The organism is Chlorobium ferrooxidans DSM 13031 (assembly GCF_000168715.1).
In the GTDB taxonomy this organism is placed as follows: domain Bacteria; phylum Bacteroidota; class Chlorobiia; order Chlorobiales; family Chlorobiaceae; genus Chlorobium; species Chlorobium ferrooxidans.
Genome location: NZ_AASE01000025.1, coordinates 1 through 17,770 on the forward strand (window position 1 = coordinate 1; position 17,770 = coordinate 17,770).

Annotated in this window: 19 protein-coding genes, 1 tRNA gene, 1 other RNA gene and 1 pseudogene; 11 read left to right on the forward strand and 11 right to left on the reverse strand. The window is 50.7% G+C overall.

Annotation, left to right across the window (positions count from 1 at the left end):
- The 4 genes from rpmG to rnpB form a co-directional block, all read left to right on the forward strand.
- The coding region (rpmG, locus tag CFERDRAFT_RS09975; protein WP_040433702.1) for a 50S ribosomal protein L33 at window positions 1-80 on the forward strand (80 nt) is incomplete at its 5' end.
- 68 nt (window positions 81-148) lie between these two features.
- Window positions 149-230, forward strand: a tRNA-Leu gene (locus CFERDRAFT_RS09980).
- 157 nt (window positions 231-387) lie between these two features.
- Complete coding sequence (locus CFERDRAFT_RS09985) at window positions 388-1,188, forward strand: zinc ribbon domain-containing protein (protein ID WP_006367119.1); 801 nt, start codon at window positions 388-390, stop codon at window positions 1,186-1,188.
- A gap of 63 nt (window positions 1,189-1,251) precedes the next feature.
- Window positions 1,252-1,652: RNase P RNA component class A (rnpB, locus tag CFERDRAFT_RS11770), an RNA gene on the forward strand.
- A 65-nt stretch (window positions 1,653-1,717) separates the two neighbouring features.
- On the opposite strand, the gene CFERDRAFT_RS09990 is transcribed toward rnpB, so the two are convergent.
- The 7 genes and pseudogenes from CFERDRAFT_RS09990 to hflX form a co-directional block, all read right to left on the reverse strand.
- Window positions 1,718-1,906, reverse strand: a complete 189-nt coding sequence (locus CFERDRAFT_RS09990) for a CPXCG motif-containing cysteine-rich protein (RefSeq protein WP_006367143.1) — start codon at window positions 1,904-1,906, stop codon at window positions 1,718-1,720.
- Between the two features lie 149 nt (window positions 1,907-2,055).
- Window positions 2,056-3,211: pseudogene (locus CFERDRAFT_RS09995) on the reverse strand (pyridoxal phosphate-dependent aminotransferase).
- Between the two features lie 38 nt (window positions 3,212-3,249).
- The gene (locus CFERDRAFT_RS10000; RefSeq protein WP_040433704.1) at window positions 3,250-3,471 is read right to left on the reverse strand and encodes a hypothetical protein; all 222 of its coding nucleotides are present in this window, start codon (window positions 3,469-3,471) and stop codon (window positions 3,250-3,252) included.
- Between the two features lie 207 nt (window positions 3,472-3,678).
- On the reverse strand, window positions 3,679-4,131 hold the full coding sequence (gene pal / locus CFERDRAFT_RS10005; RefSeq protein WP_006367121.1) for a peptidoglycan-associated lipoprotein Pal: 453 nt from the start codon (window positions 4,129-4,131) through the stop codon (window positions 3,679-3,681).
- Between the two features lie 304 nt (window positions 4,132-4,435).
- Entirely contained in the window at window positions 4,436-4,975 is a 540-nt protein-coding gene (locus CFERDRAFT_RS10010; RefSeq protein ID WP_006367122.1) for a hypothetical protein, read from the reverse strand.
- 21 nt (window positions 4,976-4,996) lie between these two features.
- Window positions 4,997-5,413 carry an rRNA maturation RNase YbeY gene (gene ybeY, locus CFERDRAFT_RS10015; protein ID WP_040433706.1) on the reverse strand — a complete coding sequence of 139 codons (417 nt, stop codon included), beginning with the start codon at window positions 5,411-5,413 and terminating at the stop codon, window positions 4,997-4,999.
- A complete protein-coding gene (gene hflX, locus CFERDRAFT_RS10020) occupies window positions 5,394-6,698 on the reverse strand; it encodes a GTPase HflX (protein ID WP_006367124.1) in 1,305 nt (434 codons plus the stop codon). Before hflX ends, ybeY begins: the two co-directional genes overlap by 20 nt.
- Before the next feature lie 207 nt (window positions 6,699-6,905).
- On the opposite strand from hflX, the gene CFERDRAFT_RS10025 reads away from it, so the two are divergent.
- Both CFERDRAFT_RS10025 and lysS read left to right on the forward strand, forming a co-directional pair.
- The gene (locus CFERDRAFT_RS10025) at window positions 6,906-7,838 is read left to right on the forward strand and encodes a phytoene/squalene synthase family protein (RefSeq protein WP_006367125.1); all 933 of its coding nucleotides are present in this window, start codon (window positions 6,906-6,908) and stop codon (window positions 7,836-7,838) included.
- A 63-nt stretch (window positions 7,839-7,901) separates the two neighbouring features.
- The gene (lysS, locus tag CFERDRAFT_RS10030) at window positions 7,902-9,446 is read left to right on the forward strand and encodes a lysine--tRNA ligase (protein WP_006367126.1); all 1,545 of its coding nucleotides are present in this window, start codon (window positions 7,902-7,904) and stop codon (window positions 9,444-9,446) included.
- Between the two features lie 232 nt (window positions 9,447-9,678).
- Here the strand turns inward: lysS and CFERDRAFT_RS10035 are convergent, their stop codons facing one another.
- Window positions 9,679-10,692 (reverse strand): NAD-dependent epimerase, encoded by a 1,014-nt coding sequence (locus CFERDRAFT_RS10035; RefSeq protein ID WP_006367127.1) that lies wholly within the window; start codon window positions 10,690-10,692, stop codon window positions 9,679-9,681.
- Between the two features lie 318 nt (window positions 10,693-11,010).
- Between CFERDRAFT_RS10035 and CFERDRAFT_RS10040 the strand changes: the two genes are divergently transcribed.
- From CFERDRAFT_RS10040 to CFERDRAFT_RS10055, 4 genes are all read left to right on the forward strand, one after another.
- Window positions 11,011-12,459 carry a circularly permuted type 2 ATP-grasp protein gene (locus tag CFERDRAFT_RS10040; protein ID WP_006367128.1) on the forward strand — a complete coding sequence of 483 codons (1,449 nt, stop codon included), beginning with the start codon at window positions 11,011-11,013 and terminating at the stop codon, window positions 12,457-12,459.
- Between the two features lie 18 nt (window positions 12,460-12,477).
- Entirely contained in the window at window positions 12,478-13,569 is a 1,092-nt protein-coding gene (locus tag CFERDRAFT_RS10045; RefSeq protein WP_006367129.1) for an alpha-E domain-containing protein, read from the forward strand.
- A 21-nt stretch (window positions 13,570-13,590) separates the two neighbouring features.
- On the forward strand, window positions 13,591-14,418 hold the full coding sequence (locus CFERDRAFT_RS10050; protein WP_006367131.1) for a transglutaminase family protein: 828 nt from the start codon (window positions 13,591-13,593) through the stop codon (window positions 14,416-14,418).
- A gap of 111 nt (window positions 14,419-14,529) precedes the next feature.
- Window positions 14,530-14,859, forward strand: coding sequence for a tetratricopeptide repeat protein (locus CFERDRAFT_RS10055; protein ID WP_006367134.1), 330 nt, complete (start codon window positions 14,530-14,532; stop codon window positions 14,857-14,859).
- Here the strand turns inward: CFERDRAFT_RS10055 and arsN2 are convergent.
- The 3 genes from arsN2 to arsM all read right to left on the reverse strand — a co-directional run bounded on the left by arsN2 (window position 14,847) and on the right by arsM (window position 16,890).
- Window positions 14,847-15,344, reverse strand: a complete 498-nt coding sequence (arsN2, locus tag CFERDRAFT_RS10060) for an arsenic resistance N-acetyltransferase ArsN2 (RefSeq protein ID WP_006367133.1) — start codon at window positions 15,342-15,344, stop codon at window positions 14,847-14,849. The genes CFERDRAFT_RS10055 and arsN2 overlap by 13 nt on opposite strands.
- 115 nt (window positions 15,345-15,459) lie before the next feature.
- Window positions 15,460-15,795 carry a hypothetical protein gene (locus CFERDRAFT_RS10065; protein WP_006367135.1) on the reverse strand — a complete coding sequence of 112 codons (336 nt, stop codon included), beginning with the start codon at window positions 15,793-15,795 and terminating at the stop codon, window positions 15,460-15,462.
- A 267-nt stretch (window positions 15,796-16,062) separates the two neighbouring features.
- Window positions 16,063-16,890, reverse strand: coding sequence for an arsenite methyltransferase (arsM, locus tag CFERDRAFT_RS10075; RefSeq protein WP_006367136.1), 828 nt, complete (start codon window positions 16,888-16,890; stop codon window positions 16,063-16,065).
- Between the two features lie 166 nt (window positions 16,891-17,056).
- Here arsM and CFERDRAFT_RS10080 point away from each other — a divergent pair, with 166 nt between their 5' ends.
- A complete protein-coding gene (locus CFERDRAFT_RS10080; RefSeq protein ID WP_006367137.1) occupies window positions 17,057-17,743 on the forward strand; it encodes a TetR/AcrR family transcriptional regulator in 687 nt (228 codons plus the stop codon).
- Window positions 17,744-17,770 lie beyond the last annotated feature (27 nt).

The following is a 17,770-nucleotide window of genomic DNA, read 5'->3' on the forward strand; positions in this document are numbered from 1 at the left end:
AAAATACGACTGATCGTCTTATCTTGAAGAAGTACAATCCCAACCTGCAGCGTCATACCCTGCACAGGGAGATCAAGTAACGCTCTCTATTCGTCAACGTAAGACAGAAAAGAGTCTGTTTTTTGCTCCGGTTGAAGCATAACGCATTGCCCGAATGGCGGAATTGGTAGACGCACGCGTTTCAGGGACGCGCGCCGCAAGGTGTAGGAGTTCGAGTCTCCTTTCGGGCACAAAAAAATCTACCGCGATATGCAATTGATTTCACACAACACACTTTCAGCGATCGACAACGATCAGACAGGCTTTCTTACAGACACAACAGGGTGCGCACCTTTTCCCGGGAAAGGTGCTTTTTTTATGATTTAACAATCCAAACCATCAGCCGTAGTGGATCATACCAAAATAAACCTTCTTGTCAGGCTTCAGCATCTTGACAACCAGATAGAAAGCATCGTCAGCCTTCAGAAAGGTCTCCCGGAGGAGATCACCGCGCTTGATGAAGACCTGGCCTTTACCAATCGCCAGATCGAGTCACGTAAAAAAGTTGCCGATGATCACCTGAAACTGCGTCAGAAACTCCATGAAACCATCAACGAGTGCAAGGACAAAATCAGATCCTTCAAGGAGAAGCAGACGCTCGCCCGCAATAATAAGGAGTATGATGCTCTTTCCAAGCAGATTGAATATGAAGAGAAGGAGATAGCCCAGGCGGAAATCCAGCTTCAGGACATTGCTCATGCAGAACAGCGTGCACAGGAGATTCAGCAGAAAGGCCGTCAGCTTATCACCGAGAACCGCTATGACGAGATTTCAGAAGAGATGATGCCGGACGATATCCTCCAGCAGCAGCTTGAAGATCTTACCCGACAGCTCGAACAGAAAAGAGAGGAGCTGGAGGGAATTGTTATTGAAACTGCCGAGGATGTTGACTCCCTGAAGAAAAAGGTTGCTGCTCAGCGCGCACTTATTACCAAAGAGGCCAGACGCCTGCTTGATAAATATGACCATCTCAGAAGCGGCACCCTGCAGAATGCTGTCGTCAGGCTGAACAGAAATGCCTGTTCAGGATGTAATACCAGGGTTCCGACCAACCGTCACACCATGATTGTGCAGGGTGGATTCTATCTTTGCGAGTCATGCGGACGGATTGTGGTCCATGAGCGCCTTTTTGAAGAAGCCGAGTTGTAGAGAGAAGAGTGGCACTCCGGTGCCGGAACGATCACCGTTCCATTATCGTTGTTTTAATTGCTGAAACCGCAAGTGTGCAGTCGCTGTGGAGCATCACGCTTCACAGAGGAAAGTCCGAACTTCACAGGGCAGGGTGCCGGTCGAGAGCCGAAAGGCTCAAGCCCGGGGATAACGGCGCAAGCCGGTTATCACAGAGAGTGCAACAGAAAACAGACCGCTCCGGACGGCCGGAGTAAGGGTGAAACGGCGGTGTAAGAGACCACCAGGCAGTGCAGTAATGCACTGCGCTTGGCAAACCTCCCCGAAGCAAGGCTAAATAGGAAAACTTTTCCCTCCGGGGAAAGAGAGCGGCCCGTTCAATTCCGAAAGGAGAGTTTTCGGGTAAGCCGCATCAGATAAATGGCTGCAGTTTTATCCGGACTCCGGATAATCCACAGAATTCGGCTTACAGCTTCGGTTTCAGCTTTTTTTTAGGAACAATCCCCCACCATCATCCGATCCGGAATCCGCAGGAGTTGCGTTCAGCCGCCTACTCTTCCGGTCTGGCCTCCACCGATGAAATTCCCTTATCTGAAAATGCCACCGAAACGGTGACCGGTTTGCAGCAAACCGGGCAATCCTCCTGAAACTCCTGATCCCCTTCCGAGCAATCAACCTGAAGCTCCATAAGCTCCCCGCAGTAAGGACAGGCTACGGATACCCTTTCAACAATATTCATTACTACTCCCTCTTCTGTTTGGTTAACTACTCCCGAGAGCCAGTTAATGGTAACAACAATGAGGGGTGAGGGGTTTCATCTGCCGGAAAAAGAGTGCCTGCTGCTGCGCTTCTTATGGTTGATGCCATCGCTCTGAACAAAGCTCCACTTCAGGCCAGGATCTGAAGGCGATGGCCTGCCTCCTCCAGCACAGCATCCTCTTTGGCAAAACAGAAGCGAACCATCGACTCGCCACGGCCATCATGATAGAATGCACTGGCAGGCACACTGGCGACCCCGCTCTTCCGGAGGATGTGCATGGCCCGCTCTTTGGCACTCTTTCCGGGTATACGGGATACATCGGCAAGCACATAATAGGCGCCGTCGGGAATGGAGGGCGCGAGCCCTGCCCGGGCAAGGGCACGGCAGAAGAGGTCACGCTTCGCTTCATATGCAACGGAAAGGGCCCGGTAATAGGTCACCAAGCTCAAGCAATCCTTTTGCAACGCCGATCTGGAGAGGAGCAGGTGCGCAAACATAAACAAGATCATTGAAGTAGCCGATAGCCTGTGCCCAGCGCGCATCACAAAGAGCATAACCGATTCTCCAGCCGGTGACGCTGAAGGTTTTTGATGCTCCCGATACCGTAATGGTCCGCTCCTTCATGCCCGGCAGGGCGGCAAATGAGTGGTGAGTACGGCCGCCATAGAGAAAATGCTCGTAGATCTCATCAGTAAAGACAAACAGATCATAGCGCTCTGCAAACAGAGCGATCAGCTCAAGCTCTTCAGTGGTAAAGACCTTTCCTGAGGGATTGGCGGGCGTATTGACAATGATCCCTTTCGTTCGCGGCGTCACCAGATGCTCCAGGTCATGAGTGCTGAACGACCAGTCGGGAAGACGAAGAGGAAGATAGACCGGTACCGCTTCTGAAGCCTGCAGGGTGCTGACATGATAACCGTAAAAGGGTTCAAACAGAATCACCTCATCTCCCGGATCAAGCAGCGCCTGAAACGCACAATAGAGCGCCCCCGTTGCACCGGCACTGACAATAATTTCAGATTCAGGGTTACGCTCTATGCCTGTAAACCTCTTCTGCTTGTGAGCAATGGCCTCCCGCAGGGTCAACAGACCGGCATAGTGTGTATAGGTGTTTACCCCCTCCCTGATCGCATCCCGTGCACCCTCCTGAACCGGATCGGGAACAGGGGTATCACAGACTCCCTGCGAAAGATTGATGCCGCCAACACGACGGCACTCATTCGACATATTGCGGATTTCCGATTGCATCACGCATCCGTGACGCTCGCTTAAGGTAAGAGCCATAACGTTTTTTATGCTTGAAGAAACTTCTATGCTGAAACCTAAAATGAAGGTCCCTCCTGAAACACGCTGTGAAAGCCCCACATGGTACCGAAAAGTGTCATCAGGAGTGTCATGATCAACGAGATCACTGCTGAAAAAATAATAAGCGCGGGAATGCTTGCAAAAACCATCTTCACCATAAACAGGACCATGGACCAGAAAGGCATGCGGATGTCAGTCACTACAACTCTCTCTGCGTCCTGATTTTTCACTTCATTCATCGTACACTCTCCTTGAATATTAATTCGCAAGTAGCAATCAGAAGAACTTACAAAATCAGAAAAGAAACCATGCGGTTCCGGGGTGAAAATGCGCATGAAGCGGGAGCAAACCATCGAACATTCAACGAAAAGGGCGTTTGATGGATAAAAAAAAGGGCAGGCATTTTCACTGCCTGCCCCAAAGAGTGTGTTTACACCCGGAACTTCTTATTCACCAATGAAGTGAGCGCGTCTGTTCTGAGCCCAGGCCTCTTCGGTGTTTCCCTGTGCAAATGGTCTCTCCTCGCCATAGCTGACCGTCTTCACACGGGCGGCATCGGTGCCAAGATTAACAACGAAATCTCTGGCTGCAGCTGCTCGGCGTTCGCCAAGCGCAAGGTTATACTCGGCAGTACCCCTGTTGTCGCAATGGCCTTCAACAACCACTTTTTGGGAGGGATTTGCCTGTAACCACTGAGCATTGGTCTTGAGCTGATCAACCGCATCGGTGCGAATATCTGATTTATCAAAATCAAAAAATACATCACCGAGAACAGGAACAACTGCCGGCGGGGGGGGAGGAGGAGGTGCAACTGCAACTTCTTTTTCACTGCCGCAGGCTCCAAGCAAAAGCATTGCCGGAATAATCAGGGTTTTGAATAAAGGGCTGACTGTTTTCATTTTTATTTTATTTTTATTGTTAATGCCTGAAAAGAACACAAGTTCACTCTATCTCCTTTTTGGAGAAATACATTTAATCTAAGAATTTAGCCGGAATATTTCCGTACTCCACAAAAAAAAACAGGTTTTTTCTGTGAGCAACAACCCGCCCCTCCTGTTCTGATAATTCAGGCTTGGACCGGAAACTGCTCTTTGGAAAACAAAGGGCGGAATTACGCAAAACCGGGTTATATCCGGTAACACGGGTGGCTGGAATTGCGGCTGGAGAGAACTCCTGTTCCCGGTTGCGTGCAAATCACATCGGTCAGGGGAGCGAAAACGTCCGGTAACGGTAAAGGAAAGCAATGGTCCCGATCTTCTCGTTCAGTCCCATGACCGGAACAAGGTAGAGACTCTCTCCTTCCCTGACACGATACGATACCGTTCCCGGAGCATCAAGGCGGTAGCCGGGATAGCGAAGATAAAAAGAGCTCCCCTGAATTTTCCGGTCTGTCGATACCCTGACGGTACCGGAGGGATCAACAAGCATGATCAAGCCGAACCCTTTTCTTTTTACAAGCTGATTGAAATACTCATCAATCTGCTCATAGTTCTGTTTGATAAGCTCCTTTCTGACCGACCAGGCAAGAGGAACTGCAAAGAGGGCAATATCCTGACGCTGCAAGTCGACAAACCGGCTCCCGGCAAGCTCTCTCTGCTCGTCCAGCTTCCGTTCACCAAGGTAGCGAACGACAACAATCCCGCCGGCAAGCAGCAGCATAACAAGCATGGTGGTAACAAGAAGAAAACGGCGCCAGAACGACGGTTTCGGCTGCGAAGAATCAAAATCGTTGCTGCTCTTCATGATTCAGGAATTTTTAACAGGTTAGTTTTGGGCAAGACGGGCCAGATAGAACGCCTCTTTCTCCTGCATGCCTGCCCTCTCTTCCGGCGACTGATCATCGTAGCCGATGAGATGCAGGGCCGAATGAATGGTTACGCGCAGAAGCTCCTGGAGAAAATCGGCATCAAATCTGGCGGCGTTTTCCCGCACAACATCAAGTGAAATATAAAACTCACCATCAACTTCACGATCCTTGCTGTACCGGAAGGTGACCGTATCAGTAGGATAGTCATGGCCGAGAAACTCACGGTTGATGCGCTGGATCATTTTATTGCCGCAGTAGACGCCGACAACAGAGTCAACGGTAAACTCCTCGGTTTCAAGAACCAGAAGAACAGCATCGCTGAGCAGCTGCTCGGGAACCTCCCTTCTGGTGGTATTATGAATCTGTAGTGTCATATTGGAGTGGTTCTGATGCACCGACAAGTGCATCGATATGTTTGATCCTGTTTTTGTGCACCCTGAAGGTCAGTTCAACATCCTCATCAAGATAGCGCTTCTCAATCACTTCGGTATTCTCATAAAGATAACCGATCAGCTTGTAGTTGGAGACATGCGTCAGAATTTTCCGCTCTTTGTAATCACGGGCAACATACTTTCCGATAATCTCCTTGAGAACAGGGATGTTTACACCCCTTGCTGCGGAAATAAAGACCGCATCAGGATATTTCGCCCGTATTGACTTCAGTAGCTCCTGATCTTCAAGCGCATCGATCTTGTTGAACACCTCAATGAAGTTTTCATGATCAACACCAAGCTCCTTGAGGGTCTCGCGTACCACCTGCATCTGATCCTCAAAACCGGGATGACTGATATCAATCACATGAAGCAGAAAATCGGCCTGAAGGACCTCATCAAGCGTTGACTTGAAACTTTCAACAAGATGGTGCGGCAGTTTACGGATAAAACCGACCGTATCGGAGAGCAGAACCAGCTTGTTGATACTCAGCTCCAGCCTGCGGGTTTTGGTATCAAGCGTGGCGAAAAGCCGGTTTTCGGCAAAAGCCTCTGCCTCAGGACAGAGAATATTCATGAGGGTGGACTTGCCGGCATTGGTGTAGCCGACAAGTGCAACCCTCGGCACCGTCTGACGGCCTCTGGTCTGGGTATTATGCTGCAGCGAAACCTCGCGAAGCTTTTTTTTCAGAAGGGAGATGCGGTTACGGACCAGACGACGGTCGGTCTCGATCTGGGTCTCACCCGGCCCCTTGCTGCCGATACCTCCCTTCTGTTTTGAAAGATGGGTCCAGGCACCTGACAGGCGGGGCAGCATATATTCAAGCTGGGCAAGTTCAACCTGCATCCTGGCCTGGGCAGACTGGGCACGTATGGCAAAAATCTGCAGGATCAGACCTGTACGGTCAATCACCTTGCACTCAAGCGCCCGCTCAAGGTTTCTGGCCTGACCGGGTGTAAGATCATCATCAAAAATCACCAGATCGACCTCATGCTCTTTGACAAACGGTATCAGTTCATCAACCTTCCCCTTTCCGATGCAGTAGGCCGGATCGCGGATTTTTTTCTCCTGTATGTACGATTCAATGACATCGGCACCGGCCGTATCAGCAAGAAAGGCAAGTTCAGCAAGATACTCCTCTACAAGAGCGCGGGGTGTTTCAGGCTGGGAACAGAGACCGACAAGAACAGCCTTTTCCCGTTTATTATCAGAAGGGAGAGTATTCAATAGGGGGATTAAATTATGTAACTATTTAAATGAAAACGATCTGTAACCTGGCATGTTGCTATATTACAACCATTGTTTTATCTTGACAACTCTTCTTGTAAACAAACTCGTTACGTAAAAAGTTACACATTTTTCTTTCACGGCATACCGTAAACGGGTAAACGAGCGGTGATGACAGGAACAGGCTAATATAAGCGCGGATGTCAGATGAACTACAGCTATAATGGAAAAACTGCCATCAAGGATCCTGAAAAGAGGATAACGCTTGAAAACGCTTATCAATACTGCCGGCAGATTTCACAGCATCACGCAAAAACATTCTACCTTGCAACCCTCTTTCTGCCAAAAAGGCAGCAGAACCCGATATTTGCAATCTACGCCCTCCTGCGCACGGTCGATGATCTGGTGGATATGGCCGAGGAGAAGCTGACCAACGGCCAGATTACCAAAGAGGAGATTCAGCGCCTGCTTGAAGGGTGGAAATCAAGACTTAAAGCCTGTTATGCCGGCGAGAGTGTAAATGACCCCATCCTGATGGCCTGGCAGGATACGCTCAAAAGTTTCCCGATTCCGATAGAATACCCGCTCGACCTGATGGACGGCGTCGCCATGGATATTGTGTTCAAACCCTTTGAAACCTTTGACGAACTCTATGTCTACTGCTACAAGGTCGCCTCGGTTGTCGGGCTCATGACTTCCGAAATTTTCGGTTACCGCGACAAACAGGCGCTGCAGCATGCCATTGAACTCGGTATAGCCATGCAGCTTACCAACATCCTGCGTGACGTCGGTGAAGATGTTGACCGCGGAAGAATCTATCTCCCTCTTGAAGATCTCCGCCGCTTCAACTATTCAGAGGAGGAGTTCATGAAAAAAACCAATAATGAAAACTTCCGGAATCTCATAAAGTTCCAGATTGAGCGGGCAAGAGGCTACTATCGCTCTTCTGAAAAAGGGATTCCCATGCTCGAAAAGCGTAGCCGCTTTGCCGTCGGTATCAGCAGCATTAATTACTGCAACATTTTAAATGCGATAGAAAAAAACGGATACGATGTCTTTTCAAAACGCGCCTATCGCTCTTTCTATCAGAAAATCCGCACCATTCCATTTGTCTGGTATAAAACCCGTATAGCCTCCTGACGAAAGGGGTGCTTTGTACCAACCATATTTTTTCACCTCCAGAATTTCAAGGCAAAAGTAATCATGAGCAAGGAAAACGCACAGAATCCGGATAACCAGCATACACCAGACCAGACGCCGCAGCTCTCGCTGAACGACCAGATGCAGCGCCGGCTTGAAGAGCGGCAGCACCTTCTTGACGCCGGAATAAACCCCTACCCCTGCCATTTCGATGTCACCAGCTTCTCCCTGGATATTATTGCAAATTTCCGGGAGGAGGCCAAAGAGCCGGTTGCCGTAGCAGGAAGAATCATGACCATCAGAAAGATGGGCAAGGCATCGTTCTTCCATATCCAGGATTCAAAGGGAAAAATCCAGATCTACCTGAAAAAGGATGAAGTGGGTGACACAGCCTACGACACCTTCAAACTGCTTGATATCGGTGATATTGTCGGCGTAAAAGGGTATACCTTCAAAACGAGAACCGGAGAGATTTCGGTTCATGCCGAATCATTTGAACTGCTCAGCAAATCGCTGCGTCCCATTCCCGTTCCGAAGGAGAAGGAGGTTGATGGCGAAAAGGTGGTTTTTGACGCATTCAGCGACCGCGAGCAGCGGTACCGTCAGCGCTATGTTGATCTGATTGTCAACCCCGAAGTCCGCCAGACCTTTATCAAGCGGAGTGCCGTTGTCTCGTTCATGCGGCAGTTCTTCTCCTCACAAGGGTGGCTTGAAGTTGAAACCCCTATTCTGCAGCCGATATACGGCGGGGCCGCCGCCCGTCCCTTCACGACGCACCACAATGCTCTCGACATGGAGCTCTACCTGCGCATTGCCAACGAACTCTATCTCAAACGGCTCATTGTCGGGGGGTTTGACGGTGTCTTCGAATTTGCCAAGGATTTCCGCAACGAGGGTATCGACCGCTTCCACAACCCCGAGTTCACCCAGGTCGAGCTCTACGTAGCCTACAAGGATTACAACTGGATGATGGAGCTTGTCGAGGAGCTCTTCTACCGCACCGCGCTTGAGGTCAACAAGAGCGAGGTCACGCTCTTTCTCGGCAACGAAATCAGCCTGAAACCGCCGTTCAAACGACTGAGCATTATCGACGCCATCGAAGAGTACTGCGGAAAGAATATCAGAGGGAAGTCAGAGGTGGAGCTTCGAAATGTCGCCAAGGATCTCGGACTTGAACTCGATCCCAAAATCAGCAGCGGCAAGATTATCGACGAGATATTCGGCGAGTTTGTTGAACCAAAGCTGATTCAGCCGACCTTTATCACCGACTACCCCACCGAGATGTCGCCCCTTGCCAAGGAGCACCGTTCACAGCCGGGAATTGTTGAGCGCTTTGAATTGATTGTCGGCGGAAAAGAGGTGTGTAACTCATTTTCAGAGCTGAACGATCCGGTTGTTCAGCGTGAACGGCTTGAATCGCAGGCAAAACTCCGCCAGCGCGGAGATGAAGAGGCGATGATTGTCGATGAGGACTTCCTTCGCGCCCTTGAGTACGGCATGCCGCCATGCGCAGGCCTCGGAATCGGCATCGACCGCATGGTGATGCTCATTACCGGCCAGGACTCTATACGCGACGTGATCTTCTTCCCCCACATGAAGCCGGAGTGAACCACTACCGGGCAGGTTAACCTTAACTCCCGGTATAGCACTCTTATTCTTCCATAGGACCTATAGGACCCATAAGACCTATAGCTCCTATAAAGAGTTGAAGAGGCTTTTACGAAAGTGTTGCGCTTTTCAAACCACTGAGCAACACTCTTATTCTTCCATAAGACCTATAGGACCCATAAGACCTATAGCTCCTATAAAGAGTTGAAGAGGATTCTTGCGCTCTCCCCCGTTATAACTGAACTTTGTAATACTCTTTGTACCACGCCACAAACCGCTTTATTCCCTCCTGAACCGTCGTTTCGGGCTTGTAGTTGACATCCTGCATCAACTGATCGACATCGGCATAGGTGTCGGGCACATCGCCGGGCTGAAGCGGCAGATACTCCTTTTCGGCGGTTCTGCCAAGCTGATCTTCAATCGCCTTGATGTAGTCCATGAGATCAACCGGGCTGCTGTTGCCGATATTGTAAACCCTCCAGGGGGCCCTGCTGGTGCCCGGATCCGGCTTCAGACCCGACCACTCGGGATTGGGCTCGGCAGTGTGGTCGAGCGTCCTGATGATCCCTTCCGTAATATCATCAACAAAGGTGAAGTCGCGGCGATGCTTGCCGAAGTTGAAAACCTTGATGGGCTTGTTGTTGACAATGGCGTCGGTAAAAAGAAAGAGGGCCATATCCGGTCTGCCCCATGGGCCGTAAACGGTAAAGAAACGGAGACCGGTTGTCGGAAGATTGTAGAGATGGCTGTAGGTGTGGGCCATCAGCTCGTTGGCCTTTTTGCTGGCCGCATAGAGCGAGAGCGGATGATCGACATTGTCATGTACCGAAAAGGGCATGGTCTCGTTGGCGCCGTAAACCGAACTTGAGGATGCGTAGACAAGGTGTTTCACCCCGTTATGGCGGCAACCTTCAAGAATATTGGTAAACCCCACAATGTTGCTCTCGATATAGGCGTGGGGGTTGATCAGGGAGTAGCGTACACCGGCCTGTGCGGCAAGGTTGACCACCTTCTCAAATTCACCCGTCCGGAAAAGCTCTTCCATGGCGCTGCGGTCAGCTATATCCATCCTGACAAAACGGAACCCTGCATAGGGAAGCAGCATCGAAAGCCTTGCCTCCTTGAGCGAAACATCATAGTAATCGTTCATATTGTCAATGCCCGTTACCTCTTCACCCCTTTCAAGCAGCTGCTTGCAGACGTGAAAACCTATAAACCCGGCAGCACCGGTTACCAGTATTTTCATTGCGTGTTTTTCGTTTAATGCGTTATGACGGGCAGATATATAGCCGGCCTGAAATTCAATTTAAGAATAATACCATTACTATCGAAACCCGTGATGGAGGCGCTCTCCCCTGCCGTTCCGGCAACGCCCTGACACGAACCGGTCAGAGGAGCAGAACAACCATCAGGTAAAATCTGCATGACAGGAGCAAAAGGAACTGAAAAATGTAATTTTCTTCAAATTTGTAACTTTTTTAGGCAATAAACATAATTATCCGAATTTTTTTAAGTATATAGCGATTAGTAATTGGAACTGACAGCAACAAGACGACAGAGCCGTATGACCCGCTTTTTTGAGAGCTACGAAGCAGATCCCGCCCGGTTTTTTGATGAGGTGATTTCAAAAGAGGGAATCCCCAGGCAGCACTATGACAAACTGCTTCACCGTTTTGGCCAGTTTTCACTGGATGACATCAAGGCCCGTCGGCAGATAGTCAACATCTTCTTTCGCAACCAGGGCATTACCTTCACCGTCTACGGCGTGGAGGAGGGCATAGAACGGATTTTCCCTTTCGACCTTATCCCGAGAGTGGTACCGGCAAACGAGTGGCAGACTATTGAAAAGGGGCTGATACAGCGGATCACAGCGCTCAACGCCTTTCTGCATGATATCTATCACGGCCAGAAAATTCTCAAGGACAAGGTGATTCCGGCGGAACTGGTACTCGGCAGCAAGCACTTCCGGCGCGAGTTTGTCGGCATCAATCCCCCGCTCGGCATCTACATTCATGTCACCGGTAGCGATATTATCCGCGACGGCGAGGGCAACTATCTGGTACTTGAAGACAACCTGCGCACCCCGAGCGGCGTATCCTACATGCTGCAGAACCGGCAGGCGATGAAGCGGGCATTCCCGGTACTCTTTGAAAAATACAAGATCCGGCCGATCGAAAACTACCCGCAGGAGCTGCTTCGCACCCTGCAGGAGATCAGCCCCGTGCGCAGAAACGAGCCTAACGTGGTGGTACTTACCCCCGGAATCTACAACTCCGCATATTTCGAACACAGCTTCCTTGCCCGCCAGATGGGTGTTGAACTGACCGAGGGGAAGGATCTGGTCGTCAACAACAACAAGGTCTATACCAGAACCACCCGTGGTCTTGAGCGTGTCGATGTCATCTACCGCCGCGTGGACGATGACTATCTCGATCCGCTGGTCTTCCGCCCCGACTCCAAGCTCGGCGTTGCCGGTCTCATCAACGCCTACCGTAAAGGCAATGTTGCACTCGCCAATGCCATCGGCGCCGGTGTTGCTGACGACAAGGTGATCTACAGCTTTACGCCCGATATCATCAAATACTATCTCGGTGAGGATCCCATACTGCAGATTGTGCCGACATGGCTGCCGAGCAAACCGGCCCATCTCAAATACATTCTCGAAAACCTCGATACGCTGGTCGTGAAGGCGGCCAATGAATCAGGCGGATACGGCATGCTGATCGGGCCGGAATCAACTGTGGCCGAGCAGGAGAAGTTTGCCGAGATGATTGTTGCCAATCCGCGCAACTACATTGCGCAGCCGACCATTTCACTCTCGCGCCATCCGAGCTTTTTTAATGACAGCGATATCTTCGGATGTCATATCGACCTTCGCCCCTATGTATTGTACGGTAAAACGGTTACCATAGTCCCCGGCGGTCTGACAAGGGTAGCACTCAAGCGCGGATCGCTGGTGGTAAACTCCTCTCAGGGCGGCGGAAGCAAGGATACCTGGGTTGTTGACGAATAAATAATTAATAGCTGAATCATGTTAAGCCGTGTTGCCGAATCGCTCTTCTGGATGAGCCGCTATTTTGAAAGGGCGGAAAATACCGCAAGGTTTCTCGACGTCAATTTCAATCTGCTGCTCGACCTCAACAACATCACGCACACCGAGAATCCGAACTACTGGATAGCGCTCATTCTTGTCACCAGCGACAGGGAGCGTTTCAATGATCTCTATAAGGAGTATAACGCCCATACCGTTACCGACTACCTGGTGTTCAACAAAAACAATCCGAACTCCATCACCTCCTGTATCGGGCTGGCAAGGGAGAATGCGCGCAGCATCATCGAGAGCATTTCAAGCGAAATGTGGGAGCAGGTCAACAACCTCTACCACTATCTGCAGAGTGTCACGCCGCAGTTCGTGCACAACGACCCCTACAGCTTCTACAAGGAGATCAAAAATTCATCCCATCTCTTTCAGGGCATTACCGACAACACCTTCTCGCACAACGAAGGGTGGGACTTCATCCAGATTGCCAAATACCTTGAACGGACCGACAACATTGCCCGCCTGATCGATGTCAAATATCACATGCTGCTGCCGGAACTGCACAGTTCGCTGGAGGAGAGTGAAGATTCAACCGATATTGTAGCCGGTTCGGTCGATATCATCCAGTGGATGGCGGTACTTAAAAGCTGCAGCGCCCTTGAAGCATTTCGAAAGGTCTATCTCTCAAAGATCGATCCCGACAACATCCTGCGCTTTCTGATTCTTGACCGCAGCTTCCCCCGCAGCATCAACTTCTCGGTATGCGCGGCTGAAGATGCCCTCTGGCGGATATCGGGCAGCTCGCGGCACCGCTATGTCAACAATGCCGACCGGCTTATCGGCAAAATGGAGGCCGAACTGAGTTACACCTCCATAGAGGATATCTACTCGAAAGGACTGCATCTCTACCTTGCCGATCTGGAGCAGCGGCTGGTAAAAATTGGAGAACAGGTACACCTGACCTATTTTGCATACCATACACCGGAAATCGAACCGCAGGATGTTGAAGAGGCGCTTCCCTTTACCGGAGTGGCTGGCGGACGCGCCAACTGGAGCCAGGCGCAACAGCAGCAGCAGCAATAACCCGACTCAATTACCAAGAGCATGATTTTAAAAGTTGAACACGCAACCCTGTTTGAATATGATAGTCCGATCTATGAAACAGCAACAGAGGTAAGACTCCACCCGAGCAACAACCACGCTGCGCCGCAGCGATGTGCAAGCTTCAAGCTTCAGGTCGATCCCCCTGCCACCATTTTCGAATACACCGATTTCTACGGTAACTGCGTCAACCACTTCAACCTGCTCCAGAGCCATAAACGGGTAAAAATTGTAGCGACATCCGTTGTTGAAACCGGTATTGGAAACACCTCAGCCGCTGATGATGAAGATATCTTTCTGATGGATTTTTCCGGCGAAAGCCGTTATGTCCATTTTGACCCTGCTGTACGCGATTTCACCACCTGTTTTGCCACGAATACAGACAGCTATCATCTTGCTGAATCAATCTGCCGGCACATCAACGAATCATTCATCTACGAACCGGGCGTAACCGACGTTCACAGTACCAGTGCGGTCGTCATGGCCCTCGGGCGGGGTGTCTGCCAGGACTTTGCCCACATCATGCTTGCCACCTGCCGTTACCTCGGCGTTCCCGCGCGCTACGTCAGCGGCTACCTCTTCGGAGGAAGCACCCCTGACGGACGTGATGAAGCAAGCCACGCATGGTGCGAAGTATACTGCGGAAAGGAAAAAGGGTGGATCGGCATGGACCCTACCCACAGCACCCTCTTTGTTGATGATCGCTATATTAAAATCGGTTCAGGCCGTGACTATGGCGATGTTCCCCCTGTACGCGGAACCTTCAAGGGCAATGCCACCGAAAAGCTCAGCGTTGCAGTCAAGGTCTCTTCAATGGACGAGAAAAGCTGATGAGCGCCCCTGAATTCGTTTAAGGGAATTCATGCAGGAAGAGTACATTATACCATAACGCTCAAAAGCAGGCCTCGACTTTTTGGGGAGATTCAGAGACACCAATTGATCATGTCAGGAAGTGTTCAATTCAGCACCGCCATCCTTCTGCTCACGCTTCTGCTCACCGCAGCAGAGCCCGCCGCCGGGCCCCTGACCGCAGAAGAGTACTACCTGAGCGGTAAGGCAAAATATCACCTGAAAGACTATACCGGCGCCATTGAGGACTACAACAGGGCCATAGAGCTTGCTCCGGAAGTTGCCAAATTCTTCGGGAGCCGCGGCGCAGCCAAGCGCAAGCTCGGCGATAAAAGGGCCGCTATCGCCGACGCACAGCAGGCCGCCCGCCTCGGTGACAGACAGGCTCAGAGAATCCTCCGCTTTTTCGGTTATGACTGGTAGGTGAGAATCGTCGATTGTTCATCTCCATCCAGATCGCGCACCATAGAGAGCGCTGAGGCAGGGCAGAGCGAGCGGAACTCGGCTGTCCCCTTTACTCCTGCAGGCAGACTCTCTCGTGAACAAACCCGGTACCCCCGGCGCTTGAAATACTCCTCTGCCGATGTGGTGAGAAGGTAGAGATGCCTCACTCCTGCACTGAATGCAGAGGCTTCCATGCGTCGGCACAGTTCCCCGGCGACCCCCCTGTTCCGGCAGTTTCGCGCAACACACACCGAACGAAGCAATCCAGCACTCCCGAGCAACTCAACCCCCGCCGTCGCAACCAGAACGTCTCCCTCTTTTGCCAGAATAAAATGCTCAAGGTGCTCTCCCGCATCCTCAGAAGGAAGGCCGTTTTCCCTGAGCAGTGCCTGCACCATCGGAAGATCATCCGGAGTGGCCTGAGAGTAGATAATGCTTTCCGAAGGTGCTGGGGCCTCAATCATGTGATCAGTCAAACTTGCTCATGAAAAGCATAAACAATGTCGAACATTGAAAAATGCGTAAAGAAGTATGCCTCCCTCACGAGAGGCATAGCTCAACCATCAGGTTCTACACACCTTAACCTTCACCTTCACCGACAGGTTCATCCGAAATTGTTATGTATGCTGCAAAGTTATCGTCTCTGAAAAAGAACTTGACCGGCTTTTCGTTCCGGAGCAGGTCCAGAATATTCGCCAACTGCGAATACTTATAGTTTACGTAGTACATGGGCTTGCCGCTGACATGAGTGGTTTTGCTGTTGGCCGACAATGAAGCAGCATCAGGATAAAAACGCAAAAATGCAAAAGCGTTGGGAATTCCAAGACTGATGGTTGCTTCTGCACCTGCATTGCCGCCTGGACCGCCATAGGCAAATACCAGATAGGTGGAAATGTCAACAAAAGTAGTAGCCATGGATGTTTCCTCCATTTGATTGTTGGTTTATGAAAAATCGTTGTAAAGAACAACGATACCCATCATCCGTTTACGAGCAGAAATACTTTGATAAAGAACACGTCAATATCATTAAAATACACACTTTACCACTAAATATCACCAACCAAAAAGCAATGTTGCGACAATGCGATATTGAAATGATTCCGTCACAAAGGCAAAGCAAACGAAGGCTATCGGTGTTCAGAGAGTTAAAAGCCGAAATATGATATTTTGAAGGAATGCAGGTCAAGGTTTTTTCGCTGCCACCTTGAGGCTGACGACCGTGCTGCCAATCCGCTGAATCTCGCTCATCGGTATCTGCATGGTTGCGACGACCTCCTTCAGCATCGGCTGATCGGCAATCAGCTCCGCAGGAAAGTGACTCTCTCCGACTACCGTTACCTCCTCAAATCCGGCACGCTTTATGGCATCGAGATAGTCATCCTTGCGAATGGCTCCGGCAATACAGCGGATGTAAGCCTCAACCGAACTGCCGAGGTAATCCGGCAGAGCTTCAAGCAGGGCCATGTCCGAAACCACAAGGCTCCCGCCCGGTTTCAGAACGCGGAATGCCTCCTGAAAAACCTTCGGTTTGTCGGTTGAGAGGTTGATGACGCAGTTTGATATAATGACATCAACGCTTGAGCTCTCAATAGGCAGGTTCTCGATCTCTCCCTGACGGAACTCAACATTTCGGTAGCCGTTGTTCCGGGCATTCACTCTGGCACGTTCAATCATCTCCGGGGTCATATCCACTCCGATAACGCGGCCACGCTCACCGACCTTGTTCGAGGCAAGAAAAGCATCCACTCCGGCACCCGAACCGAGATCAAGCACCACATCACCCTCCTTCATCACGGCAAGCGCCACAGGATTACCGCAGCCGAGGCCGAGATTGGCCCCATCCGGTATGCTCTGCAGCTCCAGATCAGAATACCCCGCAACCCTGCTTGCCGACTCGATAAACTCCGGCTCCATTACGCCCGACGGTTTACAGCATCCGAACAAGCTCCCCCTCTTGACGGTTGCGCCATAGCGCTCTTTAATCGCATCCCTGATACTTTTCTGTTCCATGGTTACACTCCTTTTCTTTAACTTTTATCGAACATTATATTTTATATCATACACTGTGTTCGATAAAAAAGTAACTATATTTCCGGAGCGCGTCAACAACCAATGTTTCGACAATTGTTCGATTCCGGACAGAAGAGCCGGTTTCGTCCGGCAAAAAAGAGGATTTATGAAAGAAAAAAAGAGAGACCGGCGGGTAAGCCGCACGCGGAGGCTGATGCATGAGGCGCTTATGGCCCTGATTGTGGAAAAAGGGTATGAGGCAATCACCGTGCAGGATATACTTGACAGGGCGGATGTAGGCCGTTCAACCTTCTATGCACACTATCAGGACAAGGATGAGCTGCTCCTCTCCAGCTTCGAGCACCTGCGCACCCTCTTTGAAGAGCAGCAGCAGGCCCTTCTTGCCGCAAGGCAAACCGGCAGGAATCCTGAACTCAATATCGTGCTGGAGCTCTTCCGGCACACCGGAGAGCATCACAGACTCTACAAGGCCATTGCGGGCAAGCAGAGCGGTGAGATGATCATGAAATACCTTCACCGCTACCTCTATACTCTCCTGATCGGCCCGCATACGGAAATGATGAAAGAGAGAGTTACGCCACCGGTACCTGTTGAGGTAATAACCCATCATCTGGTCAGTTCGCTGCTCTCGCTCATCACCTGGTGGCTTGACAACAACATGCCCTACCCGCCGGAAAAGATGGATGAGATCTTCAGGATACTCTCAACCCCCACCCTTGAAGCGGCCTTCGGGCGAAAGATGGAGGAAAAGATCATGAGCGAATATGCTGCGGGAAGCGTGATGGCTTTTTACAGCCAGTTTATCGACCGAGGCTGCTGCCCCGGGAAGTAACGGATCTGCAACTGTTGAAAGGAAAGG